Source organism: Saccharopolyspora hattusasensis, assembly GCF_050972075.1.
Lineage (GTDB): Bacteria > Actinomycetota > Actinomycetes > Mycobacteriales > Pseudonocardiaceae > Saccharopolyspora > Saccharopolyspora hattusasensis.
Genome location: NZ_JBPCDC010000001.1, coordinates 1845218 through 1871072 on the forward strand (window position 1 = coordinate 1845218; position 25855 = coordinate 1871072).

27 protein-coding genes are annotated in these 25855 nt (G+C 68.9%); 13 read left to right on the forward strand and 14 right to left on the reverse strand.

Features of this window, described 5'->3' with window-relative positions:
- Positions 1–3: 3 nt before the first annotated feature.
- Positions 4–1512 (reverse strand): group II intron reverse transcriptase/maturase, encoded by a 1509-nt coding sequence (gene ltrA, locus ACRXBZ_RS07760; RefSeq protein WP_433878466.1) that lies wholly within the window; start codon positions 1510–1512, stop codon positions 4–6.
- A 461-nt stretch (positions 1513–1973) separates the two neighbouring features.
- Here ltrA and ACRXBZ_RS07765 point away from each other — a divergent pair, with 461 nt between their 5' ends.
- Together ACRXBZ_RS07765 and ACRXBZ_RS07770 are read left to right on the forward strand one after the other, a co-directional pair.
- The gene (locus ACRXBZ_RS07765; RefSeq protein ID WP_246868736.1) at positions 1974–2198 is read left to right on the forward strand and encodes a hypothetical protein; all 225 of its coding nucleotides are present in this window, start codon (positions 1974–1976) and stop codon (positions 2196–2198) included.
- The gene (locus ACRXBZ_RS07770; RefSeq protein ID WP_433878467.1) at positions 2195–2515 is read left to right on the forward strand and encodes a type II toxin-antitoxin system PemK/MazF family toxin; all 321 of its coding nucleotides are present in this window, start codon (positions 2195–2197) and stop codon (positions 2513–2515) included. Before ACRXBZ_RS07765 ends, ACRXBZ_RS07770 begins: the two co-directional genes overlap by 4 nt.
- A 3-nt stretch (positions 2516–2518) precedes the next feature.
- Here the strand turns inward: ACRXBZ_RS07770 and ACRXBZ_RS07775 are convergent, their stop codons facing one another.
- From ACRXBZ_RS07775 to ACRXBZ_RS07790, 4 genes are all read right to left on the reverse strand, one after another.
- Positions 2519–4117 carry a dipeptide ABC transporter ATP-binding protein gene (locus ACRXBZ_RS07775; protein WP_433878468.1) on the reverse strand — a complete coding sequence of 533 codons (1599 nt, stop codon included), beginning with the start codon at positions 4115–4117 and terminating at the stop codon, positions 2519–2521.
- On the reverse strand, positions 4114–5010 hold the full coding sequence (locus ACRXBZ_RS07780) for an ABC transporter permease (protein WP_433878469.1): 897 nt from the start codon (positions 5008–5010) through the stop codon (positions 4114–4116). Before ACRXBZ_RS07780 ends, ACRXBZ_RS07775 begins: the two co-directional genes overlap by 4 nt.
- Positions 5007–5984: an ABC transporter permease gene (locus tag ACRXBZ_RS07785; RefSeq protein WP_433883824.1), complete on the reverse strand. Its 978-nt coding sequence runs from the start codon at positions 5982–5984 to the stop codon at positions 5007–5009. The genes ACRXBZ_RS07780 and ACRXBZ_RS07785 overlap by 4 nt, the downstream gene beginning before the upstream one ends.
- Before the next feature lie 63 nt (positions 5985–6047).
- Complete coding sequence (locus ACRXBZ_RS07790; RefSeq protein ID WP_433878470.1) at positions 6048–7838, reverse strand: ABC transporter substrate-binding protein; 1791 nt, start codon at positions 7836–7838, stop codon at positions 6048–6050.
- Between the two features lie 169 nt (positions 7839–8007).
- Here ACRXBZ_RS07790 and ACRXBZ_RS07795 point away from each other — a divergent pair, with 169 nt between their 5' ends.
- Positions 8008–8835 (forward strand): M55 family metallopeptidase, encoded by an 828-nt coding sequence (locus ACRXBZ_RS07795; protein ID WP_168584477.1) that lies wholly within the window; start codon positions 8008–8010, stop codon positions 8833–8835.
- Positions 8836–9055: 220 nt separating this feature from the next.
- Here ACRXBZ_RS07795 and ACRXBZ_RS07800 read toward each other — a convergent pair whose 3' ends face one another.
- Entirely contained in the window at positions 9056–9793 is a 738-nt protein-coding gene (locus tag ACRXBZ_RS07800) for an Imm1 family immunity protein (RefSeq protein ID WP_433878471.1), read from the reverse strand.
- Between the two features lie 74 nt (positions 9794–9867).
- A complete protein-coding gene (locus ACRXBZ_RS07805) occupies positions 9868–10494 on the reverse strand; it encodes a TetR/AcrR family transcriptional regulator (RefSeq protein ID WP_433878472.1) in 627 nt (208 codons plus the stop codon).
- Positions 10495–10647: 153 nt separating this feature from the next.
- Between ACRXBZ_RS07805 and ACRXBZ_RS07810 the strand changes: the two genes are divergently transcribed.
- Entirely contained in the window at positions 10648–11382 is a 735-nt protein-coding gene (locus tag ACRXBZ_RS07810; protein ID WP_433878473.1) for a sugar isomerase domain-containing protein, read from the forward strand.
- Position 11383: 1 nt separating this feature from the next.
- On the opposite strand, the gene ACRXBZ_RS07815 is transcribed toward ACRXBZ_RS07810, so the two are convergent.
- From ACRXBZ_RS07815 to ACRXBZ_RS07830, 4 genes are all read right to left on the reverse strand, one after another.
- Entirely contained in the window at positions 11384–12205 is an 822-nt protein-coding gene (locus ACRXBZ_RS07815) for an enoyl-CoA hydratase/isomerase family protein (RefSeq protein WP_433878474.1), read from the reverse strand.
- Positions 12206–12270: 65 nt separating this feature from the next.
- Positions 12271–12480, reverse strand: coding sequence for a helix-turn-helix domain-containing protein (locus ACRXBZ_RS07820; RefSeq protein WP_010310662.1), 210 nt, complete (start codon positions 12478–12480; stop codon positions 12271–12273).
- A 188-nt stretch (positions 12481–12668) separates the two neighbouring features.
- On the reverse strand, positions 12669–14297 hold the full coding sequence (locus ACRXBZ_RS07825; RefSeq protein ID WP_433878475.1) for an ABC-F family ATP-binding cassette domain-containing protein: 1629 nt from the start codon (positions 14295–14297) through the stop codon (positions 12669–12671).
- A gap of 241 nt (positions 14298–14538) precedes the next feature.
- Positions 14539–16110, reverse strand: a complete 1572-nt coding sequence (locus tag ACRXBZ_RS07830; protein WP_433878476.1) for a deoxyguanosinetriphosphate triphosphohydrolase family protein — start codon at positions 16108–16110, stop codon at positions 14539–14541.
- A gap of 129 nt (positions 16111–16239) precedes the next feature.
- On the opposite strand from ACRXBZ_RS07830, the gene ACRXBZ_RS07835 reads away from it, so the two are divergent.
- Positions 16240–17424, forward strand: a complete 1185-nt coding sequence (locus ACRXBZ_RS07835) for a lycopene cyclase family protein (RefSeq protein ID WP_433878477.1) — start codon at positions 16240–16242, stop codon at positions 17422–17424.
- Positions 17425–17624: 200 nt separating this feature from the next.
- Positions 17625–19364, forward strand: coding sequence for a GGDEF domain-containing protein (locus ACRXBZ_RS07840; protein ID WP_433878478.1), 1740 nt, complete (start codon positions 17625–17627; stop codon positions 19362–19364).
- Positions 19365–19417: 53 nt separating this feature from the next.
- Here the strand turns inward: ACRXBZ_RS07840 and ACRXBZ_RS07845 are convergent, their stop codons facing one another.
- Positions 19418–19702: a hypothetical protein gene (locus ACRXBZ_RS07845; protein ID WP_433878479.1), complete on the reverse strand. Its 285-nt coding sequence runs from the start codon at positions 19700–19702 to the stop codon at positions 19418–19420.
- Positions 19703–19891: 189 nt separating this feature from the next.
- Between ACRXBZ_RS07845 and ACRXBZ_RS07850 the strand changes: the two genes are divergently transcribed.
- Complete coding sequence (locus tag ACRXBZ_RS07850) at positions 19892–21367, forward strand: helix-turn-helix transcriptional regulator (RefSeq protein ID WP_433878480.1); 1476 nt, start codon at positions 19892–19894, stop codon at positions 21365–21367.
- A 101-nt stretch (positions 21368–21468) separates the two neighbouring features.
- On the opposite strand, the gene ACRXBZ_RS07855 is transcribed toward ACRXBZ_RS07850, so the two are convergent.
- Positions 21469–22596 carry a hypothetical protein gene (locus tag ACRXBZ_RS07855; RefSeq protein ID WP_433884138.1) on the reverse strand — a complete coding sequence of 376 codons (1128 nt, stop codon included), beginning with the start codon at positions 22594–22596 and terminating at the stop codon, positions 21469–21471.
- A 68-nt stretch (positions 22597–22664) separates the two neighbouring features.
- Here ACRXBZ_RS07855 and ACRXBZ_RS07860 point away from each other — a divergent pair, with 68 nt between their 5' ends.
- The 5 genes from ACRXBZ_RS07860 (at position 22665) to ACRXBZ_RS07880 (ending at position 25030) form a co-directional block, all read left to right on the forward strand.
- Complete coding sequence (locus ACRXBZ_RS07860; protein WP_433878481.1) at positions 22665–23132, forward strand: prevent-host-death protein; 468 nt, start codon at positions 22665–22667, stop codon at positions 23130–23132.
- Positions 23133–23260: 128 nt separating this feature from the next.
- Positions 23261–23485, forward strand: a complete 225-nt coding sequence (locus ACRXBZ_RS07865; RefSeq protein ID WP_433878482.1) for a hypothetical protein — start codon at positions 23261–23263, stop codon at positions 23483–23485.
- Between the two features lie 55 nt (positions 23486–23540).
- Positions 23541–23852, forward strand: a complete 312-nt coding sequence (locus ACRXBZ_RS07870; protein ID WP_433878483.1) for a hypothetical protein — start codon at positions 23541–23543, stop codon at positions 23850–23852.
- A gap of 260 nt (positions 23853–24112) precedes the next feature.
- Positions 24113–24724, forward strand: a complete 612-nt coding sequence (locus ACRXBZ_RS07875) for a hypothetical protein (protein ID WP_433878484.1) — start codon at positions 24113–24115, stop codon at positions 24722–24724.
- 63 nt (positions 24725–24787) lie between these two features.
- Complete coding sequence (locus ACRXBZ_RS07880) at positions 24788–25030, forward strand: hypothetical protein (protein ID WP_433878485.1); 243 nt, start codon at positions 24788–24790, stop codon at positions 25028–25030.
- A 21-nt stretch (positions 25031–25051) separates the two neighbouring features.
- Here ACRXBZ_RS07880 and ACRXBZ_RS07885 read toward each other — a convergent pair whose 3' ends face one another.
- Positions 25052–25189 (reverse strand): hypothetical protein, encoded by a 138-nt coding sequence (locus tag ACRXBZ_RS07885; protein WP_433878486.1) that lies wholly within the window; start codon positions 25187–25189, stop codon positions 25052–25054.
- Between the two features lie 41 nt (positions 25190–25230).
- Here ACRXBZ_RS07885 and ACRXBZ_RS07890 point away from each other — a divergent pair, with 41 nt between their 5' ends.
- Entirely contained in the window at positions 25231–25503 is a 273-nt protein-coding gene (locus ACRXBZ_RS07890; RefSeq protein ID WP_433878487.1) for a hypothetical protein, read from the forward strand.
- The last annotated feature ends 352 nt before the right edge of the window (positions 25504–25855 follow it).

Consider the following 25855-nt stretch of genomic DNA (forward strand, 5'->3'; position numbering starts at 1 on the left):
TGGTTACGCCGCCTTCGGATAACGGATGGTGCCGCGAAGTCGGTGCAGGCCGTGCCCGTTGAACCAGTCCTCGTTCCACTGCGCAGCCTGACCTGCATGGAGGTTTCGGCCCCGCTTCTTGACCATGAGGCCACGAAGCCGCGTCACCACGTAGTTGTCAACCTGCCGGAACTTCTTGGCGGCGTTCCCGGTGCGAAAGTAGTTGCCCCAGCCACGCAGGACCGGATTCAGATCCGCGATCACGATGCGAATATCCGTTCCTGCGCGGTTGCGGCCGGTGCGATCCCGAACCTTGCCCCTTAGCCGCTTCATCGCCTGCTGACCCGGCCAGCGGTGCAGGTAGTAGCGCACGATGCGCTTCCGTTCCCACAACCGCCCCGACATACAGGCACGGAAGTGACAGCCGAGGAAATCCAGGCCCTCGCGGCCCTGCCTGAGGTCCACTACTCGCGTCTTGTCCGGATGCAGCTGCAACCCCAGTCCGCCGAGGATCTCTCCCACCGCGTTCAGGGCCGCCCTGGCCTGCCGCTCATCGCGGCAGAGCACCACGCCGTCGTCGGCGTAGCGCACCAGCTCACCCACCCCACGGCGGGTGAGTTCGGTGTCCAGAACGTGCAGGAAGACGTTCGCCATCAACGGTGAAATCACACCGCCCTGCGGGGTGCCCGCGACCGTCCGCTCCAGCGCCCCATCAGCCTGCATCACTCCTGCTTGCAGCCACAATCGCAGCAGTTTGAGCACCCGCCGATCCGAGACTCTCCGGCCGAGCTCCGCGAGCAGCCGCTCATGGTCGATCCCGCCGAAGAAGTTACGGATATCGAACTCCGCAACAAACACGTGGCCCTCGATGAACCCGGTCCGCAACCGTTCCATCGCCTGCGTGGCCGACCGCTTCGGCCGGAACCCATACGAGCACGGCAGAAAATCCGCCTCGAAGATTGGTTCCAGCACGATCTTGGTCGCCTGCTGGGCCACCCGGTCCCGGACCGTGGGAATACCCAACGGCCGTTTACCGCCCTGTGGTTTCGGGATATCCACACGCCGCACCGGCGCGGGACGATACCGACCTGCCCGGAGGTCATCACGCAACTCACGCAACATGCGGTCCACGCCATAGGCCTCCACCACGTCCAGGGTGATCCGATCGACCCCGGCCGCGCCCTTGTTCGCTTTCACCCGTTCCCACGCCTCCCACAGGACGTCACCCCTGTGGATACGGTCAAACAGGGCGTGGAAACACCGACCCGAAGACTGCTTGGCCGCAGCCCATAGCTTGCGTTGCAGTTCTCGCACCTTCACCGGCGACGGCCGCTCCAGCGGCCCTTCCCCAGCTACGACCGGCTGTGACCGGCCGGGGTTGTTGGACCGGACCAAGCCGGTCATGCCCTGACGCTTACCCACTTCCCAAGCATGATCAAAGCCGGGGTCCTTCCCTCCCGGCGTGTTCCTCACGCCGCTCAGCGGTACTACGACCCCGTCGGACTCCCGCTGGCCTCCCTCGGATTTCACCATCGGCTTATACCTCGGGTCTTTGCCGGACGTCGGCGGGCCAGACGGGCCTCTCCACTTCCGCATCGAACTATGCGCACGTGCCGCTCCCCGTACCCCGGAGAGACCCACCAAGCTTGACCCCGGAACGAGGCTTGGCGGGCATGGCCTTCACCGTGACATGAGCGGCTCGGCTCTCCCATTGTGAATCTGACGAGGCTGCAGGACTCGCACCTGATGGCACTACGGCCCGCGCGCTTGCTCCCTCCAAAGAGGCTTTTGACACCCCGCTCAGCCCGCCGCTTCTCAACGACGAACCGGGGCCTGCTACCCGGCGCTCCGATACCTACCGGGACGGGACTCCCACCCGCAAGCTCGACGCAGCTTGGTGGACGCAACATGGACGGCATCCTGCCCCACTGGACCGACAATTCCCGGCCGAGCACACAGGCTCCACGTATCACAAAATGTGTTACAGTCGGCAGATGGGCACGCTGAACGTTCGCACCGATGAAGCCATGGAGACCGCGCTGAAGGCGTTAACCGGCGACACGCGGAGCCGATCCGAGGCGGTCCGCTATGCGCTTCTGCGCACCTACAAGGAAATTCTGCTGGAGCAGGCCGAGAAGGACGCCGAACGACTCAAGGAAGATCCCGACGACCAGGCCGAAATGCTGGCGATACAGCGGTTCATGGGAGTCACCGAGTGATCTTCCGGAGAGCCGTGTACGAGATCAAGGCGTTCCCCGGAGCGCGCGGACACGAGCAGCAAGGCAGGCGGTACGCCGTAATCATCCAGTCCGACCGCTTCTCCACCAGCACGATCGCGGTCGCGCTCACCTCGACCCGGGCGGGCGCCGCAGTCTACCGGCCCGAGATCGAATTGAACGGTACCAAGAGCCGGATCCTCACCGACCAGATCTACTCGGTGTCACCGGATCGGCTGGGCGACTTCAAGGGCTCGCTCGACGCCGGCGAACTCGCGGAACTCGACCGGGCCTTGCTTCTGCGATTCGGCCTGATCTGACCCCTACGCCACGCGGCGCTCCACCGACGGAACGGCGGCAAGGAGCGTCTTGGTGTAGTCGTGCTGTGGGTCCAGCAGGACCCGTTCCACCGGGCCGGCTTCGACGAGGTCGCCCCGGTACATCACCGCCACCCGGTCGGCGATGTTCCAGGCCAGGCCGAGGTCGTGGGTGATCACCAGGGTTGACAGGCCGCGTTCGGCCCGCAATCGCAGCAGCAGCGCCAATATCTCGCCGCGCACCGTCGCATCCAGCGACGCCACCGGTTCGTCGGCGATCAGCACCCGCGGTTCCAGCACGAGCGCACCGGCGATCACCACGCGTTGCCGCTGACCGCCCGACAGCTCTTGCGGCAGGCGGCCGAAGAACTTCTCCGCTGGCCGCAGCTCCGCCGCCTCGAGCGCCGCCGCGACCCTTCCCCGCTCGTCGTCGGTGATGCCGTGGATGCGCAAACCCTCCGCCACCGCTTCGTAAACGGTGTGCCGGGGGTTGAGCGCCCCTGTCGGGTCCTGCAGCACCAACTGCACCTGCTTGCGGTACTCGCGCAGCCCCGCGCTGCTGGTCGGCAGCGGCACGCCGTCGAAGCGCACCGCACCGCCGGTCGGCTGCTGCAGCCCCAGCATCGTCCGGGCCAACGTCGTCTTGCCGGAGCCGGACTGCCCGACCAGCGCGACGATCTCGTTCTCGTTGACCGCGAGGTCCACCCCGCGCACTGCTTGCACGGTCTGCCCGGAGCGGCTGGTGAAGTCGACCGACACCGACTCGGCGGACAGCAGCGCCGATCCGCTCGGCACCCCTTCGGCGAACCGGAACCGCGGGTCGCCGACTGTCGGGAACGCGCTGGCCAGCGCCCTGCTGTGCGCGTGCTGCGGCGCGGTCATCACCTGCCGCGACGGACCGTGCTCGACGACCTGGCCCTGGTACATCACCGCGAGCCGGGCGCAGCTGGCCGACAGCACCGACAGGTCGTGGCTGATCATCATCAGCGCGATGCCGCGCTCCGCGACCAGCCGCCCCATCAGCTCCAGGATCTGGGCCTGCACCACCACGTCCAGCGCGGTCGTGGGTTCGTCGGCGATCACCAGCCGCGGCTCGCAGGCCAGGGCCATCGCGATCATCACCCGCTGCTTCTGCCCGCCGGAGAGCTCGTGCGGGTAAGCACCGGCCCGCTCCGCGGGGAGCTCCACCTGCGCGAGCAGCTCCGCGACCCGCTCGCGCAGGTCGCCGTTCGCCCGGCCGTGCAGCCTGATCGGCTCCGCGATCTGGTCGCCGATGGTGCGCACCGGGTTCAACGCGTGCATCGCGCCCTGGAAAACCACCGACGCGCTCGCCCAGCGCACCGCGCGCAGCTGCCCGAACGTCATCTCGCGAACGTCCTTGCCGTCCAGCAGGATCTCGCCGTCGATGCGCGCCGAGCTCGGCAGCAGCCGCAGCACGGACATCGCCAGCGTCGTCTTGCCGCAACCGGATTCCCCCGCCAGGCCCAGGGTTTCCCCCTCGGCGAGGGTCAGGCTCACGCCCCGCACCGCGACCATTCCCGGCGCGGCCTCCGAAGCGCCCCGGTAGGCCACCGCCACGTCCCGCATTTGCAGAATCGGAGTCACCGTCGCCCCCGCAGCCTCGGATTGAACACCGTCTCCAGCGCCCGCCCGCACAACGTGAAGCTGAGCACCACAACCACGATCCCCAGGCCCGGCGGCAGCAAGTACCACCACGCACCGCCGGTGACCGCGCCGGTGTCCATCGCGGACTTCAGCATCGAACCCCACGACACGCGGCTCGGGTCGCCGAGCCCCAGGAACGAAAGCGTCGACTCGGCGATGATCGCGCTGGCCACCGACAGCGTGGTGTTGGCGAACACCAGCGGCAGCACCGCGGGCAGCACGTGGCGGCCGATGATGTGGCCGTGCCCGGCGCCCAGGGCCCACGCCCGCTCGATGTAGGGGCGGGCCTCGACGGTCAGCGTCTGGGCCCGCACCATCCGCGCGGTGGCCGGCCAGGCCGTCACCCCGATCGCCAGCACGATCGTCGGAAGGCCGCGGGCAAGCACCGTGGACAACGCGATGGCCAGCACCAGGGACGGCAGGACCAGGAAGAAGTCGGTGAAGCGCAGCAGCACCCGGGAGACCCAGCCGCCGAAGTGGGCCGCGAGCACCCCCACCACGGTGCCGATCAGGACCGACAGCACCGCCGCGAAAAGCCCGACGACCAGCGACACCCGCGCGCCCCACCAGGTCAGCAGCAGCACCGAACGACCGGATTCGTCGGTGCCGAGCCAGAATTCGCTGCTCGGCGCCTGCAGCGGCTCGCCGGGCGCCCGCGTGACGTCCAGGCCGCTGGCGTCGGTGAGCAGCGGCGCGAACAACGCCAACGCGCCGACCACGACCAGCAGCACGAGACCCACCAGCCCGGCCCGGTCCGCGCGGAAGACGCGCCACGCCTCGGCCGCCCGGGCCTTGCGGCGGGCCCAGATGATCTGCCCTGCGGTGGCCGTCATGATTCCCGCACCCTCGGATCGAGCACCCGGTAGACCAAATCCGCCAACACGTTCATCACCACCACGCTCCCGGCAAGGACGATGAAAATGCCTTGCAGCAACGGCAGGTCCGGCACCCGCAGCGCCTCGTAGGTCAGCAGCCCCAGGCCCGGCCAGGAGAACACCGCCTCCACCGTGATCGCACCCGCCACCACCAGCCCCAGCCGCAGGAAGATCAGCGTGACGGTGGGCAGCAGCGCGTTGGGCACCGCGTGCCGGCGCCGCACCAGGTCCTCGCGCAGGCCCTTGGCGCGCGCCGTCGTCAGGTAGTCCTCGCCCATCTCCTCCAGCAGCGACGAGCGCATCACCATCAGGTACTCGGCGTAGATCACCGCCACCATGGTCAGCGTCGGCAGCACCAGGTGGTGGGCGACGTCGAGGAGCTGCGGCAGCAGCTCCGGCGGCGTGTCCGGCGAGGAGATCCCGCCGACCGGGAACAGGCCCGGGATCGGCCCGACCCCGACGCCGAAGGCCATCAGCACGATCAGCCCGAGCCAGAACGTCGGCACCGACCACAGCGTCAGGGCGATCGAGGTCGACGTCTTGTCGAAGGCCTCGCCGTGCCGCCACGCCGCGCGGCTGCCCATCCACAGCCCCAGCAGCACGGCGATAGCGGTCGCGGTGCCCACCAGCAGCACGGTCGGGCCGATGCGGTCGAGAATCAGCTCGCCCACCGGGCGGCTGTAGGTGTAGGACGTGCCGAGGTCACCGCGCAGCAGGTTGCCGAGGAAGTCCAGGAACTGCTTCCAGAGCGGCTGGTCCAGGCCGAGCCGCTCCCGCAGCACCGCGATCTGCTGCGCGGTCACCGGCGCGCCGTGGGTCATGGTGCGCACCGGGTCGCCGGGCATCACCCGGAACAGGAAGAACCCCAGCACCGCCACCATGAGCAGGCTCACCAGGCCGCCGCCGAGCTTGCCGCCCAGGTAGCGGGCCATCCGGCGGCCACTACCGGTCGGCGGTGGCGGTTCGGCGACGGTGACGAGTGCTTCGGACACGGCTCACTCCCTGGTGTCGGCGGTCGCGCGGCGGCGGACCACCACGAGCGCCACCACGCCGCCGGCCAGCACCACGACCCCGCCGAGCACCCAGGCGACACCGGTGTAGTCGGTGCCCGAGCCGTTCAGCGCCTTGTCGGTGGGCTGCGCGCCGTAGTAGCCCCAGTAGCCCTGCTGCGCCACGATCACGCCGTCGGTCTTCGGCTGCAGGCTGAACCCGCTGTAGCGGTCGGCGCGGTAGGCCTCCAGCGAATCCTGGTACCACAGGATCAGACCGGCGGCCTGGTCGTAGAACCGGGCCTGCGCCTGCTTGACCAGATCGACCCGCTTCGCCTGGTCGAACTCGCCGAGCTGCCGGTGGTAGAGGTCGTCGTACTGCTGGTCGCACAGGAACGTGTCCGGGTTGCCGCCGCCGTTGGGACCCGGCCGGGACGCGCAGGTCTGCAGCCGCAGCACGTAATCCGGGTCCGGGTTGGCCGCCCAGCCGCTGATGACCATGTCGTAGTCGGCGCTGGTGGTGCGGTCGTTGAGCTGGTTGTCCGAAACCGGCTGCAGTTCGACGCCGATGCCCAGACCGGCCAGCCACCGCTTGACGAACTCGCCGACCTGGGTGTCCTCCGAGCGGGAACCGTGCAGCACGAGGTTGAAGTTCAGCGGCTCACCCTGCGGGGTCCGGCGGATACCGTCCGCGCCGCGGGCGTAACCCGCCTCGTCGAGCTTCCGGTTGGCCGCCGCCGGGTCGAAGGTCCGCGGCTGCGGCGGAGTCCACTGGTAGTCGGAGAAGATCGGCGGCAGGTACCCGCCGCCCTCCTGGCCGTAGCCGCCGAGCACCCGGTCCACCAGGACCTTCCGGTCGATCGCCTGGTCGATGGCCTGCCGCACCCGCACGTCCTTCAGCGCCGGGTGGCCGGTACCGATCGGCTGGTTCTCGCGGTTGGCCGCACCCGGGTTGAGCGACAGTTCGAAGAACCGCCGCCCCTGGCCCCTGACCTGCCGGATGCCGGGCTGCCCGGCGAGCGCGTCGAACTGCGCGGGGGTGAGCTTCTGGACGACGTCGACGTCACCCTTGCGCAGCGCCTGCACCGCGGCGTCGCTGTTCTTGAACTGGATGAACCGCAACCCGGCGATCTTCGGCGCACCGCGCCAGAACTCAGGGTTGGCGGTCAGCGTGACGTCCTGCTCGGCGCGGTAGCCGGTGAGCGTGAACGGCCCGCTTCCGACGACCGGCATCTGGTCGTTGGCGAAGGTCGCGACGTCGGCGACCTTCGACCACACGTGCTCGGGCACGATCGGCGCGTCGATCGCCAGCATCGTGGCCTGCGGCGTCTTGGTGCGGATCACCAGCGTGCTGTCGTCCGGGGCGGTGACGGCCTCGAAGTTCTCCACGACGTTGCCGTTGGCGGTGCTCGCGGCCGGATCGGTCATCATCCGCTTGAACGTGTAGGCCGCGTCGTGGGCGGTCACCGGCTGCCCGTCGGACCACTTGACGCCGGGGCGGATCCGGAAGGTCCAGGTGAGCCTGTCCGGGGAGGACTGCCAGCTCTCGGCGAGCTCCGGCATCACCGAGAAGTCGTCCGGGCTGTAGGTCGTGAGCGTCGGGTAGATGGACCGGAAGATGTCGCTGGAGGGCACCGTGTAACCCAGGAACGGGTTCAGCGAGTCGATCTGCTGCTGCAGCCCGATCCGGAGCGTCGCCCCGTCCTGGCGCGCGCCGTCTCCCTGCGCCGTGGCCGGCATCGGTGCCAGCAATCCGACCAGCAGCACGGCCCAGAGCACGGCGAATCGTCTGCTCACGGTGCCCCCTCCTTTGCGGCGAATGAGAAGAAGGAACCACTTTCAGGCACTGTTCGTCAATGGTTAACCGAAGGTCGTCTCCGGGCCGCGTCACGCAGGGGAATCGAACCGTTACCCAATCGGCGCGTCGCCGCCTGGAAGCCTGGTTGCACGGCATAGATTTGCCGCCGTGCGGATCTTGCTCTCAGCGGACATGGAAGGCGTCACCGGCGTCACCTGGACCGACGACGTGGTGCCGGGGACCGAGCAGTGGCAGCGTTTCCGTCGCCTGTTCACCGGGGACGTCAACGCGTGCGTCGAAGGGCTCTGCGCGGGCAGCGCCACCGACGTGCTGGTCAACGAGGCGCACTCCGCACAGCGGAACCTGCTGCTGGAGGACCTCGACCAGCGGGCCGTGCTGCTGACCGGGCGGCACAAGCCGCTGTCCATGATGCAGGGAATCGATTCGGATGTCGACGGTGTGGTGTTCCTCGGCTACCACGCGGGCGCGGGTGAGGAAGGCGTCCTCTCCCACACCTACCTGGAGAACTCCATCACCAGGGTGTGGCTCGACGGCGCCCCAGCCGGGGAGGGCGGCCTCAACGCGGCGCTGGCCGCCGAGTACGGGGTGCCGGTCTTGCTGGTCACCGGCGACGACCGGGCCTGCTCCGAGGCCGCCGGCTACGCACCCGCCGCGAAGACCGTCGCGGTCAAGGAATGCGTGAGCCGCTACGCGGCGATCTGCCGCCCACCGGCCCGCACCGCGGCCGACATCCGCGCCGCAGCCACCGAAAGCCTCGCGCTGGCCGGGCGGACCGAGGGCGTGGTCCGGCCGCACCGCATCGAGGTGGAGTTCGATGCCGCGCACCTGGCCGCCGCGGCCGAGGTGATCCCGACCGTCGAGCAACTGGACGTGCGGCGGGTCGGGTTCGACGCGCCGAACATGACCGAGGCGATGAAGGCATTCAAGATCGTGGCGACCATCGCGGCCCGCGCAATCCAAGGCATCTACGGCTGACTACAAAAACTGGTTCCAGACTCACCCTGCGTATGCGTAGCGGCGCAAGTGGCGGAACCTCAGACGCCGCCTGGACTCCGGGATCCCCGGCTTATGTATGACCAATCACGACAGCCCTTGGTTGATCTTCTTCCTTCGTCAGAAGCATGATCACCCAAGGGCTGTTCCCATGATCAACCGAGGCCACAACAACACCCAAAGGTTAAAACCCAAGCTAAAACTAAAGGTCTCCCCAGCGCGCGGTCTGCCAGTGCACGGCCTCCGGCCGCTGACCGGTTCGGGTGAATTCGTCCAGTGCGGCGCGGAGATCTCGGAACGGCAGGACCGCGTCGCGCGGGAACTTCAGCGTGCTGCCCGCGTCGAACGGCAGCGCCGGCGCCTCCGCCGACGGCGCCGGGTTGAGCGTGTGCCAGGACTGGAGTTCGCCATCCTCGGACTCCTCGGTGAAGTTCAGGACGCCGACCTCGGCCGCCACGTCGGTGACGATCCGGATCTGCTGGTACGGCCCGGCAGCCTCGGGATCCTCATGCGGGCGGTCCCACACGTAAAGGTGGCCGGCGCCGGGCCGCTGCGGCCGCAGCACCTTGTCCACCAGATCGGCCTTGTCGTCCTCGGTCTGCGCGTAGTACCGCTCGCCGTCGGCGACCGCGGTCGCGACCGTGATCCCCAGTTCGGTGTTGCGGGCCCCGATCGCCTCGGCGCGCAGGCCTTCCAGGCAGATCCGCGCCTCCTTCAGCGCCTTGATCGCCGCGCCCTGGTGGAACACCAGGTCTCCCCAGTAGGGATGGCCGAGCACCTTGTTGAGGTCGTCGTAGACCTCGTGCGTCACCTCGATCAGCTTGTCCAGGGCGTCCACCGGGACGTCGGTGAGGCGGGCGAACACGACCGCAGGAGGTTCGAGCGGGCCGGGCTCGTCTTGCGCTGGATTCGACATGCTCCCCGCATCCACTTCGATCATGGCCGACCCTTCCAGAGGCTACCGTGCGTCATCCAGTGGTATCGCAGCGCCACCTGGCGGCCGACCGCCCTCGCTCAGCCGGCGCAGTCCCGCAGCACCCCGAGCGTCGGTTCGTCCCGACCCGAGCCCAGCGACAATAATGCCCGCGCCAGTCCGTCCGCGTCGTCGAGCCCGAACTCCTCGATCAGGTCGTCGGGCAGGCTGAGCACCGACAGCGCCACGCCGAGCATGCCCGCGTCCAGCAATCCCGCGCCGCGGCGGCTCATCTGGCGCCCCACCGCGGCGTGCAACTGCACCGCGGTGTCCACATTGGCCTCGGTGATGTCGCCGAGCGCCTCCCGCACCTCGGGGTTGCGCACCGCTTCCAGGTGCAGCTCGAACAGCGCCAGAAACTGCGACCTCGCGCTCGTGGACATCCGCCGCAGCATCGCCGCGTACAGCGCGGCGATCTCCGCACCGGTGACGTCCGCGGGAATCTGGCTGCGCAGCTCGCGCAGCGCAGCGGTGTGCTGGGCGGCGAGATAACGCGCGACGGCCAGGAACACCGCGCTGCGCGTCGGGTAGTAGTTCTTGGTGGTGCCCTCTGGAACCTCGGCCTCGCGGTCGATGGCGCGGTGCGTGAGCCCGCGGCCTCCTTCGCGCGCCAGCACCTCGATGGCGGCGTCGGCGAGCAGTTCCCGGCGGTTGCCTCGTTGCGGCATGCATCCCCCGCGGTCCGATCTTGCTTGCTGATCAACAGCGTATCCCGCGCACCACACCAGTGGTGGGCAGGGGCACGCCGCGCGCCTTGACCGATACCCCCGTTATTGGTATAGACCTCATGTCCGCGATCGCCTCGCCACGGGAGCGCAAACATGCCGGAAACCGGCCTGGTCCACGCCGAGCAGACGCTGGAACACCTGCAAAAGATCGGCGCGCACAACACCGAGACCCTGCGAACCGCCGCCGACCGGCTCTTCGCCGCCATCCAGGCGGACGGCCTGGTGTTCACCGCCGGCGCGGGCCACTCGCTGGCCGGGGTGATGGAGTCCTTCTACCGGGCCGGCGGGCTGGCCGCAGTCCGGCCGCTGTACCACCCGGACCTGCTGCCCCTGCACGGCGCGGTGGCCAGCACCAAGACCGAACGCCGCAGCGGCCTGGCCGAGGAGGTGCTCGCCGGGGCCGGCTTCCGCGGCGGCACGGACGCGCTGGTGGTGTTCTCCAACTCCGGGGTGAACCCGTACCCGGTGGAGTTGGCCAAGCTCGCCCGCGCGGCCGGCTCGGCAGTCGTCGCGATCACCTCGCCGGCGGCGAGCGCCGAAGCACCGAAGCGCGCGGGCACGACGCTGGCCCAAGAAGCCGGGATCGTGCTGGACACGCTGGTGCGCGGGGGCGATGCGAGCTACCCGGCGGCAGCACCGGTGACGGCGCCGCTGTCCTCGATGGCCAACGCGTTCCTGTGGAACATGCTGCTGGTACGGATGTACGACCTCGCCGCGGCGGCAGGCGTCGACCTGCCGGTCTGGCGCAGCTCCAACACGGTCGGCGGCGACGAGGCAAACGCGGCGAACCTCGCGCACTACGGGGGACGGGTGCCGGGCCTGCGCTGATCTACTCCGCGCCGAAATGCCCGGCCAGCTCCGCGATGCGGCGCAACTGGGCGGCGCGCTCGGCCGCGAGCTGCTGCTCCGGGTCGACGGCCTCATCGGCCTGGACCAGCAGCGCCAGCGTCTCGCGGACCGCGCCGGCCGGCGGTTGCGTGACGGCTTCGGCGAGCCGGTCCACCGCGTCGTCGAGCAGATCGGGCTCGACGACCGAATTCGCCAGACCGAGCCGCACGGCCTCTTCCGCCTGAATTTCTCGCCCGGTCAGGCAGATCTCCACTGCCTTTGCGTAACCGACGGTCCTGACCAGGGGCAACGTACCGCCAAGATCCGGCACGAGTCCCAGCCCGGTCTCCGCCATGCGCAGCCGGGCATCGGTGGCGAGCACGCGCAGGTCGCACGCCAGCGCCAGCTGGAAACCGGCGCCGATGGCGTGCCCCTGCACGGCCGCGATGGTTACCCGGTCGGGTTCGCGAAGCCAGCTGAACCCCTGTTGGAAGCCGGCAACCTCGGCATCGGCCTGTTCGGTGGGGCGCTGGGCCAGCGCGGCCAGCCCAGGCGCCCCATCGACGTCGGCGAATCCGAACAGCCGACGATCAAGGCCGACCGAAAACGACCGGCCCGCGCCGCGCACCACCACGACCCGGATCTCCGCGGCGAGGCACCGCCCGATTTCCCGCAGCGCCTGCCAGGTGTGTGGTGTCTGCGCGTTGAGCTTGTCGGGGCGGTTCAAGGTGATCGTGGCACGCCGCCCGTGGATCGTGAGCCCCACACCGCCACGATCCAACAGGCCGGCGTCCACTATCGACTCCGCCAAGCGGACCTCCATTGCAGATCTGAGCAGATCGCTGGAGTCGCGTTATGCCGAAATCCGGCGACCGCTGGTCGCCGTGCTCACTTCTTCTTCGAGCGCGTCGCGCCCCCGCGGCCCCGCAACTGCACGCCTGATTCGCTCAGGACGCGGTGCACGAACCCATACGACCGGCCGGTTGCCTCGGCCAGAGCGCGGATGCTCGCCCCCTTCTCGTACTTCTTTCTCAGGTCACTGGCAAGCTTGTCCCGCGCACTACCCGTGATGCGCGCGCCTTTCTTCAGCTCAGCCACGGTGTCCCCGCCTTCCCTCTGAGCAGGTCGGGCCTCGCGACCCCTGTCAGCGCAATGATCGAACAGGAAACGCAGGAACGCCAGGCGATCATGGAAAAAAGATCGGCCAATGGTCGAGATGTGCACCCGGCGATCACCGGAACACACTAATCCATCCGCAGTAGTGCGCGCCGCGAGCGCAACCATCGTTACGCCAACTGGACGAGGTCCAGGTAGTCGTCTGACCAGTGGTCTTCCGTTCCATCGGGCAGCAGGATGACCCGTTCCGGTTCGAGGGCCTGCACCGCGCCGGGATCGTGCGTGACCAGCACCACCGCCCCGGTGAAGCTGCGCAGCGCGTCGAGCACCTGCTCGCGGCTGGCCGGGTCGAGGTTGTTGGTCGGCTCGTCCAGCAGCAGCACGTTCGCGGCGCTGGAAACCAGGCCCGCCAGCGCGAGCCGGGTCTTCTCACCGCCGGAGAGGGTGCCGGCGGGTTGCTGCAACTGCTCACCCTGGAACAGGAACGCGCCGAGCAGGGTGCGCAGCTGCTGCTCGGGGGTGTCCGGTGCCGCGCTGCGGATGTTCTCCCACACCGTGGCGTCGTGGTCCAGCGTTTCGTGCTCCTGCGCGAAGTACCCGATGCGCAGGCCGTGACCAGGCACGACCCCGCCCACGTCGGGTTCCTCCACGCCTCCCAGCAGCCGCAGCAGGGTGGTCTTGCCCGCACCGTTGAGGCCGAGCACGACGACCTTTGCACCGCGGTCGACGGCGAGGTCCACGCCGGTGAAGATCTCCAGCGAACCGTAGGACTTCGACAGGCCTTCGGCGGTCAGCGGGGTGCGCCCGCACGCGGCCGGTTCCGGGAAGCGGATCCTGGCGACCTTCTCCTGGGCCTGCTCGGTCTCCGCCTCGGCCAGCAGCTTCTCGGCCCGGCGGGCCATGTTCTGGGCGGCGACCGCCTTGGTCGCCTTGGCCCGCATCTTGTCGGCCTGCGCCATCAGGGCCGACGCCTTCTTCTCGGCGTTGGCGCGCTCGCGGCGGCGCCGCTTCTCGTCGGCGGCACGGGCGTCCTGGTAGCGGTCCCAGTCCATGTTGTACACATCCGCCTCGCCGCGGATGGCGTCGAGGAACCACACCTTGTTGACCACGGCGGCCAGCAGATCCACGTCGTGGCTGATGACCACCAGGCCGCCGTCGTGGTTCTTGAGGAAGTCGCGCAGCCAGTTGATCGAGTCGGCGTCGAGGTGGTTCGTCGGCTCGTCGAGCAGCAGCGTGGTGGCCGACCCGCCGCCGGGCCCGGCCTCGGACGCGGCGAACAGGATCCGGGCGAGCTCGACGCGGCGGCGCTGACCACCAGAGAGCGTGCTCAGCGGCTGGTTGAGCACCCGGTCGGGCAGCCCGAGGTTGCTGCAGATCCGCCCGGCCTCGCTCTCCGCGGCGTAACCGCCGCGCGCGGCGAAGCGCTCTTCGAGCCTGCCGTAGCGGGCGATCGCCTTGTCCCGCTCCCGCTCGTCGACCAGCTCGGCCATCGCGGTCTGGGCCTTCTCCATGTCGCGGATCAGCTGGTCCAGGCCCCGCGCGGACAGCACCCGGTCCTTGGCGGTCACGGTGAGGTCGCCCTCGCGCGGGTCCTGCGGGAGGTAGCCAAGCTCGCCGCGGCGGACCACGTCGCCGGCGTAGGGCTGACCCTCGCCGGCGAGCACGCGCAGCGTGGTGGTCTTGCCCGCGCCGTTGCGGCCGACCAGGCCGATCCGGTCGCCGGGCTGGACACGCAGGGTCGCGTCGGAGAGCAGGATGCGGGAGCCGGCGCGCAGTTCCAGGCCGGTGGCAGAAATCAAAGGAAGCTCCGAAGGATAGTGGTCAAGCGGTTCCACGAACGCGCCCACCGGTCGGCGCCGGGTGGGCGTGGGCACTGCTGAGCGGCGCGGTCGCTAGACGACGACCGAGCGGACCAGCGATGGGGTGGCGCGGGGAACGCGAACCACGAAACGCTTGCTAACCACGAACACATTGTATCGGGCGGTGTCCACCGATCTGATCGCAGACCGCATCACCTCGGTCACACCCGAACAGCCCCCGTCACAGCACGAACGTGTCGCTCCACAGCTGGGTGGTCCGGCCCGACAGGGCCTCCAGCAGCGCGGCCGACTGGTCATCGGTCAGCGAGGCGACGAAATCGATCACGGCCCGGCCGCGCGCCATCCGCTCCAGGCGCTCGGCGTCGGCCTGCTCCGCGGCGCCCGGCACCACCAGCAGCTCCGGGTCGTCGCCGAGCAACTGCGCGAACTCGGCGCGGGCCCGGTCGAACAGGTCGCGCAGCCGGTGCGGCAGCCGGGCTGCCTCGCTGCGGTCGATCAGCCAGTTGTCGAGCGCCTCGACGAGCTTGCTCAGCAGCCGGTCCTGGCCGCGCTGGTGCAGCGCGAGGTCGGGGCGCTGCAGCACGAACCGGCGGTGCACGAACTTCAACACCTGCACCTCGTGCCACTGCTCGACCGCCAGCGCGACGTGCCCGGACCGCGTGTTCGGGTGCGCCTCGACCTGGATGCCCTCCACCAGGCGCTGGGTCCACTCCCCCGAGAAGGCCGCGATGGACTGCTCGGCGAGCTGGGAGCGGTCGAAGGGCACCTCCAGCAGCTTGTTGACGAGGTTCGCGACGACCTTCTTGACCGCGCTGACGAACGCCTCGTCGTCGGCGATCCAGCCGTCCTTGGCGTGCAGCCGGCGGCGCAGCCGCTCCAGCGAGCAGCCGGGGCGCATGCCGTCGCCGGCCAGGTCGGCGTCGGAGCGGCCGGCGAACTCCACGGCGTGCCCGAGCCACTCGGTCAGCTCGTGCGAGACGCTGGTGTGCTGCAGGATCCCGACACGGTGGAAATCTTCCAAGTCGTGGATCGCGTAGGCGATGTCGTCGGCGGTGTCCATGATCGACGCCTCGACGGTCTGCTGCCAGTCCTCGAGCCGCCCGCGGAACGCCGCGCGGGCGTCGATCATGTCGGCGAGTTCGGTGCTGTAGCAGGAGAACTTGGCCGACCCGGTGCCCGGCTGGTCCTCCGGTTCGGACGCGCCGCGCGGTGGCGAAGGCAGGTGCCGGGGATGCGGTTGCGGGCGGGACAGACGCGTCCACGGGTACTTCAGCAGCGCGGCCCGCACCGCCGCGGTCAGGTCCAGACCGTCGACCCCGACGCCGCGCACGTCGATGCGGGTGACGACGCGGTAGGTCTGGGCATTGCCCTCGAACCCGTCCGGCAACGAGAACCGCTGCCGGGCCAGCCGGTCCAGCACGCTCTCGCCGAGGTGCCCGAACGGCGGGTGGCCGAGGTCGTGGCCGAGCCCGGCGGCCTCGACCACGTCCAGGTCGCAGCCGCCGAGGCGGTCCAGCCGCGCCACGTTGTCCGGGTCTGCCACCAGCCGCTCGGCGATCGCCCGCGCGACCTGCGCGACCTTGAGGCTGTGGGTCAGCCGGTTGTGCAGCAGCAGCCCGGAACCGCTGGGGCTGACGACCTGCGTCACGCCGCCGAGGCGGGCGAAGAACGCGGAGCTGGACACCCGGTCGCGGTCCGCGCGGAACGGGCTCGCGGCGAGATCACCAGGGCCGTTACGAACTCCGGAGCGTCCGCTGCGCCGCCCGGTCCGGGTTGTCTGCACATCCTGCATGGCCTCACGTTAATGGGTGCACGCAGGTGGCTTGCGTAGCGGCGCGGGTAGCGAAACCTCAGACACCCGCCGCCCTGGCAGCGGACCCCGCGTCCGACGTGATCTGATGCTGCAGTGGATGTCGTTGTGGTGGGCGGCGGACCGGCGGGTCGTGCGGCGGCGGCCGCCTGCAGCGATACGGGCCTGCAGGTGACGCTGGTCGACCCGGCCCCGCGTCGCGTCTGGCCACACACCTACGGGACCTGGCGCGACGAGCTGCCCCCGTCGGTGCCGTCGGCGGCACTGGCGTCGGTGATGCCGCGCATGGCGCTGCACGGCACCGACCGGCACGAATGGCAGCGGCCGTACGCGGTGCTGGACAACAGGGCGTTGTGGAAGCATTTCTGGCGCGCCGACGTCGTCGAGGTGACGGGGCGCGCGACGGCCGCCGAACACGGGCCGACGGGTTCGACCGTGGTGCTGAAGGACGGTCGGCGAATCGCGGCGGCCGTCGTGGTCGACGCGACCGGCGCCGCACGGTCCCTCTCTGGCGGTCGCCCGCCGCACACCGCGGCCCAGCAGTCCGCGGTGGGCTGGGTGGTCGACGCCGCAACGGCGGAGCCCTTCTGCGACCCAGATGCGGGTGTGTTCATGGACTGGCGGCAGGCCCCGCAAACCCGCGGCGGCTGGCCCACGTTCCTCTACGCGATCCACCTCGGGCCGAACCGGGTGCTGCTCGAGGAGACCTCGCTGGCGCGCCGCCCGGCGCTGCCGCTGGCTTTGCTGCGCCGGAGGCTGGCCGGGCGGTTCGCCGCGGCCGAGGTGGATGCGCACGGGCGAATCGACGAGGAACGAGTGCGGTTCCCGGTGGACGACCCGTTGCCCCGGCCTGGCCGGGTGATCCCCTTCGGCGCGGCGGCGGGCTTCATGCACCCGGCGACCGGTTTCAGCGTGGCGGCGTCCCTGCAACGCGCGCCGTGGCTGGCGGCGGCGATCAGCGCCGCGCTCCCGTCCGGCCCGGCGGCCGCGGCCCGGGCGAGCTGGTCGATCCAGTGGCCACCGAGCGCGGTGGCCGCGCACGTGCTGCGGCACCGGGCGCTGCACGCCCTGCTTTCCCTGCCCCCGGACCTGGTTCCGGAGTTCTTCGAGGCGTTCTTCCGGCTGAACGAGCCGCACCGGACGGCGTTCCTGGCCCCGGAAGGCAGCCCGGCCGGGACGGCGGCCGCGATGTCAGCGCTGTTCCGCAACGCGCCGTGGCGGATCCGGCGGCGGCTGGTGCTCGGTGGTCTCTCGGTGGGGCACCCGCCGGCCCGGCACGGCCTCGGCGGCGATTGACACCAGAACCGACAAACCCTGCAGATCGTAACGGAACGCTTCCGTTTCGCTGTGTCACTGGACACAGGCCCGCCCACAAGGCGATGTCCCGCCCCGGTCGGTCGAGCTAGGTTGGGCTCCGGTGAGAGCGGCGGTCCTCCGCCGAGGATGAGGAACTGAGATGTCGGTGAACAGGTCGTGAACACCGTCGATGGAGCGGCATGAGGCCGGGCAAGATCGACTCCGTGCTCGCGTTGGTTGACGAAGTGCGCTTCGCGTTCCAGCCGTTGATCAACATAAAGACCGGTGCCATCGTCGCGGTCGAGGCGTTGGCCCGGCCGGCGCGCGCGCACGTCCAGGACCTGTTCCGGGAGGCGGCCCGGCAGCGGCGGCTGACCGAGCTGGACGTGTCACTGGCGACCGCCGCGCTGACCTCGATGGCGGAGCACGAATCGCTACTCCCCCTGCACCTGAACATCTTCGGCGGCACGATCATCCACGACCTCACCCGGCTCGACGCGGTGCGCGAGAAGCTCCGCGAGATCGGCCGCCGCGAGCAGGAGGTGACGCTGGAGATCGGCCCGCCGTTCACCAGGCTGGACCCCGACCAGCTCCTCGCCGGGGTGGACAAGTTGCGCGGCGACGGTTTCCAGGTCGCCCTCGACGGCGTGGGTGAAGGTGATGTGCCGCTGACCCTGATCGCCGACATCGGGCCCGCGATGGTGAAGCTGGACCGCGCGGTGGTCGCCGGGCTGCCGGACAGCCCGGCCCGGGTCGCGGTGGTGGAGGCGGTCCGCCACCTGTGCGAGTCGACCGAGAGCCAACTGGTCGCCGAGGGCGTGGAGAACGAGCGCCAGCTGACCGCGCTGCGCCGCAACGGAATCCGCCTGGTGCAGGGGAACCTGCTCGCCCCGGCGGCCCGCCGGCCTCCGACGGCGAGCAGCGTGCCAGGTGTGGCGGCTGAGGTGACCGACCCGCACGGCCCATCGATCAGCACGCTCGCCACGGGTCCCCGGGTGACGGAGTTCCTGTCCCCGGCGACGATGCTGCCGATCGACGCGACGGCGGACAAGGTGCGCAGCGTGCTGGCCGATCACCCGGAGATCAGCGGCGTCGTGCTGGTCGACCACGAGAACCGGCCGGCGTGGACCATCGACCGCAACCGGTTCTTGCTGGCGGTGACCGGCCCGTACGGGCACGCGCTGCACGCCAAGCGCCCCGCGTCGCGGCTGGCCGATGAGCCGCGGGTGGTCAACACGGCGACGACGGCGATGGAAGCGCTGAGCCTGGTGACCCGCTCGGACCAGTACCGGATGTACGACGACGCGGTCGTGGTGGACGAGTCCGGCCGCTGCCTGGGCGCGGTGCGGGCCGGCGACCTGATCCGCGGCATGGCGGAGCTGAAGGTGGAGGAGGCGGCGGCGCTGAACCCGCTGACCCGCCTGCCGGGCAGCGAGGCGATAGCCCGCGACGTGGCCCGCCGGATCGCCGCCGGCGAGATCTTCGCGGTGAGCTGGCTGGACATCGACAGCTTCAAGAGGGTCAACGACACGGCCGGGTTCTCCGCCGGCGACGACCTGATCCGCGCGATCGGACGCAGCCTCACCGACACGGCGACGGCGCTGAGCTCGGTGCAGGTCGGCCACGTCGGCGGCGACGACTTCCTGCTGGTGGCCGACCTCGACGACCTGGTGCCGCTGGCCGAGCTGGTGCTCGACCCCCCGCGTTCGGCGGATCACCTCGCCGTGAGCCTGTCGCTGGCAACACTGGTGTGCACGCCGACGACGGTCGACTCCTACGACGAGGTCTCCAGCAAACTCGCGCCGCTGAAGCAGCGCGCCAAGTCGCTGACCGGTTCGAGCTGGGTCATGTCGCGGCCGGGCTCGGACCGCATCGAGGTGCTCCGCGGCGAGCAACCGGAGGTGCCGCCGGTTTTCCCGACGCACGACCCGATGTCGTGAGTGCGGAGCCGACCTGGAGGTCGATTACGCACTCACGACCATGGGTGTCCAGATCAGGGGTAGACGAGACGGACTTCGGCGGTGCGGGCAAAGATCTCGGCAGCACGGTTGGCGGATTGGACGCTGCCATGACCCCGGCCATCTGCGCTGACCAGTTCGGCACGATCAGGGAAGGCCAGGCCCCAGGCGAGCACCCGGCCCTCGGTGAGTTCCCACTCGGTCTCGTCACGGTCCAGTTCGCACAGTGCGAAAAGCTTCGGCCTGCGGCGAATTTCGTCTCGTACCAAGGCGTATTCGTCGGGTTCCGGCTCCCAGATGTTGGGTCCAGCGTCGCTCATCCTGCCTCCTCGAAGCCGTGAAATTGATGTTGGTTCGGTCAGGTAACTCTGCTGGGACGAATCCGCGATTGAGTTCACCAGCCAGCTAAGACGAAAGCGACCACGCCGAGTGCCCACAGTTGGGCCAGATCGGGGACATTGGAGGGACATTCCTGTTCTGGGCATACCACAGGCCCTACCGTTAGTCCCATGTCCCGGGATGAGGCCCGCATACCGAACACCGTGCTGATCGACCTGCGCGAGCGCGCCGGGCTATCCCAACAAGATTTGGCTGACGAGCTGACCAGTCTCGCCGCCATTCGGTACCGCAAGCACCCGCAGATCACCCGTAAGACCATTGGCCGATGGGAACGCGGTGAAGTCGTGTGGCCACAACCCCTCTACCGTCGGCTTCTTGCGCAACTGTTCGACTGCGCAACGGATGAACTCGGGTTCCGCAGGCCGCGCCCAGTCAATTTCGAGCACGAGCAGACCGCGCCCATGGCCGCGACGCTCACGTTTGCCACGACACCAGCGGCTGCTGAACCGCACGTCGAACGTGACCACGACGAGTGGCGCCAAATCCGTTCAGCTCTGGGCAGGCGTCGCCGCGACCTCGCGGTGCTCGCCGAGTCTTTGTACCGCGATCATCGGATCCCGGGTCTCGAGAACACCGGGGTCATCAGCTCGCCCGTCTGGCTGCCCGCCGAACCTGTCCCCCTAGACGAGATCAAGCTGACATTGGATTCTGCGGCCGCCGAGCCCGTGATCACCGGGGACGAACCCGAAAGCGCCGCGGTCCGCCCGCTGGCCAACATCGACACCCGGTACCGCTGCTACCACGACGCCATTCGCGACCTCGCCGCACCACGCCTGTTCGAGAACAGGCTGTGCTTCCGGCTAGTCGGGCTCGATTGGACCGAGCCCCACATGCGCTTCGGGCAGATGAGCTTCTTTGACGCGATGGATACCAACGAGGCGCTTGCCCATGAATTCGCCGCTCATCACCTGGCCATCAACGGCGGCAGTGAAGCGGTCATGCCTCGCGCATCCCAGCGGCGGCTGGCGTTCCGCAAGCTGATCGCGGATCCGTTCGACCTCGGCCGTCGCCCACTCATGGGCGCGATCGGCACCCTCACCATCCGGGGCGGCGAGTGCCCCAGTGTCGTTCTTCACCAGCGCGACTCCGCTCGCGTCGCGGGCGGCGGCGCAATGGTGCACCTGATTCCTGCGGGTATCTTCCAACCCTCGTCGGTCATACCGGCAGCCACGACGGCGGATTTCTCAATCTGGCGCAACATCCAGCGCGAGTATGCCGAAGAGCTCCTGGACCATGGCGAATACGACGGCTCCGGCAGGCCGATCCGGTACCACGAACTGGAACCGTTCACCACACTGGACAACGCGGCCCGAGATGGCCGCATTCGTGTGTTCTGTCTGGGTGTCGCACTCGATGCGCTCACCTTGGCCGGAGACATCCTCACTGTCGCCGTCATTGCCCCGGACACCTACGACGAAGTGTTCACCAAGGCCGTCGAGGCCAATTCAGAAGGCTCGGTGCTAGCACGGGCATTCCCGTTCGAAGAAAACACACTGACCGGGCTCCGAGAGTCCAAGAAGCTGTCTCCCGGAGCGGCAGCAGCCCTCCACATCGCCTGGACCCACCGGAAGCTACTGCTCGACTAGGACTAGGGCGCGCTCGGCGACGCCCCCCTCTCCGGACGTCGTGAGTGCGTAGCCGACCTGGAGGTCGATTACGCACTCACGACTGTTGTGAAGAGTCGGCCTCAAACGGTGAACCCAAGCGCCCGCAGCTGCTCGCGCCCTTCCTCGGTGATCTTCTCCGGCCCCCAAGGCGGCATCCACACCCAGTTGATGTGCCTCTCGATATCTTCCGAATTTGCGTCTGACCAGGAAATACACGGAATCTGAGAAGCAGATTCGACGCGAATACCGCACACAATCCCGCACAGTGTTCGGAAGCGGAGCGCGTCGGGGTCTGTTCTGGAGACGAAGGGTGACCAGGGGTGATTGTTGATCTTGATCTCGGGGGGAACCTCTTTCGCGCAGACGTCTTCGCCTTCACGCGAACTCCCAGAGGATCTCTTCGACGCGCGCGGTGAGCTCGTCCGCCCGGGCGAAGATCCGCTCACGCTCACCTTCGGAGACCTTGCGAACAGGGGCCCGCGGCTCTGGGGCGGTGCCGGTACGGGCTCGGAGCCTTCGAGCATGAGACCCATGGCGCTGATGATCGCCGACAGCGACGAGGGGCGCGCCGAGGAGTAGGTGTCGATCCAGCCCCAGCGATCGACGGACGGAAGCATGCCGACGCAGAGGTGCCAGTCCGGGCTGGTGTCCGGGAGGACATGGCGGTGCTCCTCTCCTTCTGGGTCCCGTCGGTGCCCCAGTGATCGGACGGCTCCGTGCGACCACCCGCTGTTGGTGCCGACCACGTCGAGCCACGACCATACAGCGCAGGCCGGACAGTCGCTCGGTTCGTCCGCGACGTCGATGCGCGGCCGCAGCCGCGCCATGCGATCGGGCCGCAGGGCGATCGCCCCAGCCCTGTCCAGTCCGAGGCCTCCGTGCGAGGGCGGCGCGATGAGCGCCGCGACGAAGAGCATCCTCCGCAGCCGCAGCCGGAGGACCCAGTGGGTCGCCGGGTCCTGGACCAAGATCGTCGTCCGCCGGACGAGACGATTGAGAGAACCGGAGTCGTGGAGGTGGGCGCGCGGCCAGGCCGGGGCGACCGGGCGATCTGGCGCGAGCAGGCGTTGCAGCTTCGCGAGGACGATCCGGGACGGAAGGGCCTGTCGCGAGAAACGCGAGAGCGTCGGTTCGTCGACCCGCTCCTCGGGCGTTCCGGTCACGGCGCACCAGTCGGTCCAGAGTTCGGGCAACGTAGTGGTCGTCATCCTTCGGATTCTCCCACCAGGATCGATGCCTGCTAGACTTCCGAATATGTTCCGAATATCATGGACCCATGACCATTGCAGCTGACCTCCCCGCCCGGACGCGGCGCTCTTCGGACCTGAGCAAGCACTCCGCCGAGGTCTTCGCCGAGGCCGAGGACCACCCAGTCACGGTGACGCGCCGCGACGGCGAGGCGCTCGTGCTGATGTCGCAGCGCGAGGCCGAGGGCCGAGCACGCCTGCTGGACTTCGCCTCGCAGCTGATCACCGTGGCCCTCGACGGCGAAGGCCCCCTTCCCGAGCGCATGGCCAGGGCCTTCCCCTGGATGCTGGCGCTCTCCCCGGCGGACCGGGAGACCTGCGCGCAGAACCTCGTCGACGCCGCCCGCGCCTCGTTCTCCACCGACCAGCCGCACCTAGCGATCGCGGAGCTGACGAGCTGGAAGGAGACGGCCGCAGCCATCGCCGCGGGCCTTGGCAGCGCCGATCTCGAATGGCTCGACGAGGACGACACCGCTGAGCTCGTGGAGCGTCCCTGACCGTGGCGGCGGCCAGGAAGGGTCAGCTGGTCCCACGTCCTCCGAAGAAGGCTGAGTACGAGATCCGCTTCGCCACCTCCGAAGCGTAGAAGGGGTGGCGCGACCTCGTCGCGACGATCCGCAACCCCATGACTGAGGCGTGGGACTTCCTCACGCGCACTCCGCTGACCACGACGTCGACGAACTACAGGCTCAGGGGCGAGCTCGGAACGATCACCCGCGGCGGGACGAGCCACGAGCGCTGGCAACACAAGCCGACGGCGAAGGGCACCGCGCGGATCTGGTACTTCGTCGACGGGCGCACTGTCTTCCTGGAGCAGGTGCACACGAGCCATCCGAACGAGACGAAGTAGCCCAGAACCGGACCTGAGAGGGAGGAACCTAGGCGCAGGAGAGCACGACGACTCAGTGGCCGGGCGATCCCGCCGCGGTGTGGATAGACAGTCGTCGCCCCTGCCCCTCCTCGACCGACCTCGTGAGGTTCCGAGGCCCGAGTCGGTCGACGAGGTCGCGAAGTGGGAGGACCCGGACGGGCTCGGCCGGACGGAGCTCATCTACGCGCCGACCTTCTGGGTGCTCCTCCCCCTTGCCGCGCTCGGCTACCTGATCTGGGGGACCATCACCGACCCGGGCGACGGCTGGACGGGCAATCTGTTCGACGACTCACCCTCGGGGAACCTCTGGAACTACTGGCTGATCTGGGCGGCAGTCGCCGTCTGACTGCTCATCGCAATCAGTGTCCTTGTGTTCCGGGCCAGCCTCGCCTCCCAGGTTCGCGCGGACAACGGATGGATCCACCAGCACGGCGTCCCCTGCTCGATCCATCGATCGCCGTACAGGTCCGACGACGGCGAGGGCGGCAGCTGGCCGACGTTCATCGACCCAACGACGTGGGAGAAGCTGCAGCTCGTGATGGGCGAGCGCAGCGAGCGCTCGAGTAACGACTGGCCGACGACACACCTGCTCACCGGGATCGCGGTGTGCGGTTCTGCGGGGCCGGGACCCGCGTCGGGAAGCAGAACGCCGGGGCCAAGAAGTTAGACGAGAACGGCAAGCCGTTCTGGCCGGGGAAGTACACGGTCTACCTCTGCAAGGGGGCACCGGGGAAGACGGGCTTCCACGTCGCGATGAAGGAGGAGCACCTGGACGCGATCGTGATCGAGCTCGCCCTCGCCCGCATCGAGAGGCCTGACTTTCTCGCGCGCATCGGGCAGCACGATCAGGACGTCGACGCCGAGCGTCAGGCGCTGCTCGCGGAGATCGAGGGGCATCAGCAATGGCTCGAGCAGGTGCACGTCGAAGCCGAACGGCGGCGGGACATCAGCTACCTCACGCGTCAGGAGGACCTCGTGCGCCCGAAGATCGAGACGGCGGAGGCGAAGCTGACCCTGTTGGCCGGGGTCGATCCGATCATCCTGGATCTGGCGCGCTCGGGGCGTCCCCGCGAGATCTGGGCCGAGCACGAGGAGAACGACGACATCGGCTGGTGCCGCCATGTGATCCGCGAGGTCATCACGCCGAGGATCCTCCGCGCCTCCAAGCAGGGCCGAAGGGGCCCGGATCCTGACCGGGTGATCCCCGACTGGCGATGACGACTCGCATTCAAGTCGTCATTTGATTGTCTTTCTACTCATCTCTCAACTACTATTGGAGAGATGAGTACGAAAGCAAGCGAGAGAGCCGCGCTGCTCCGCGACGTCAGCGTCGCGAGCACCGGCGAGTCGTTTGCCGAGTGGAGGGAGCGGATGGTCGATCAGGCCCCACCGCTCTCCGACGTCCAGGTCGCGCGTCTACTCAGGCTCTTCACCGAGGGCGCACATGAGTCGTCGCCGTCCGAGGTTCCGTCTGTGATCGACCCTGTCGCAGCGCAGCGCCCGGACCGTGTTCGCGCCGTTTGATGCCGAGCAGGTCGGTACGATTTAGCTCTCGTCGAAAGGCAGCGACGGCTCAGCGTCGCCCGGGTCCTGGTCGTAGATGAGCGCGGATACCGCGTCGTCGTAGGCGTCGGCGATGGCAGCGCCGCTCGTGCCGAGGATGTCCTCCCAGTCGAAACCCATGGGTACGACCCTATCCTCCGAACTCCTCAAGGATCCGGGCGATGCGCGTATTGAGCTCGTCGGCTCTGGCGAGGATCGCAGCCTCCTCCTCAAGCGTGATGGGGGGCGATCTGCTGGACAGCGTGGCTGATCGCCACCTACGCGAGGGTTGTCTCGACCCGACTGGTCACCGCGGCGTGACCGACCTGGTCCGCGGTCTGGCGAAACTGCGGGCTACGCGGCAAAAACGGAAGCGACCTCTGTTGCTCGACGACGTGCTGTGGATCATCGACGCGATGGACCACGACGTCTACCCCCGCCGGCATCTCGGCTGAGCGCGACACGGCGGCGCTGCTCGGCCTCGCCGGGCCGCTAAGGCGCAGCGAGGCGGCGGGTCTGCGACTGAGCATCCTCGATGTTGTACAGGCAAGGCGGCATCCACGTGCGGGTGGGCAGGTCGAAGGCCTACTGACGACGCCCGAGCGCGTCGGCGGGCGATCATGCAGAGGGTGTTCGGGGATCAGCTGCGCGCACGTTCTTGAGTCCGATGAGTTGTGTCGTTGGTCATGTCTTGGGTGACGTGTCGCTTGATCACGCCTTGGCTTGGTGCCATGGCGAGGAAGCAGGCGATGATGCGTCTTATGGACGCGACTTTTGTGGCCGGCGCACGCACGTCTGTGGCGCTGA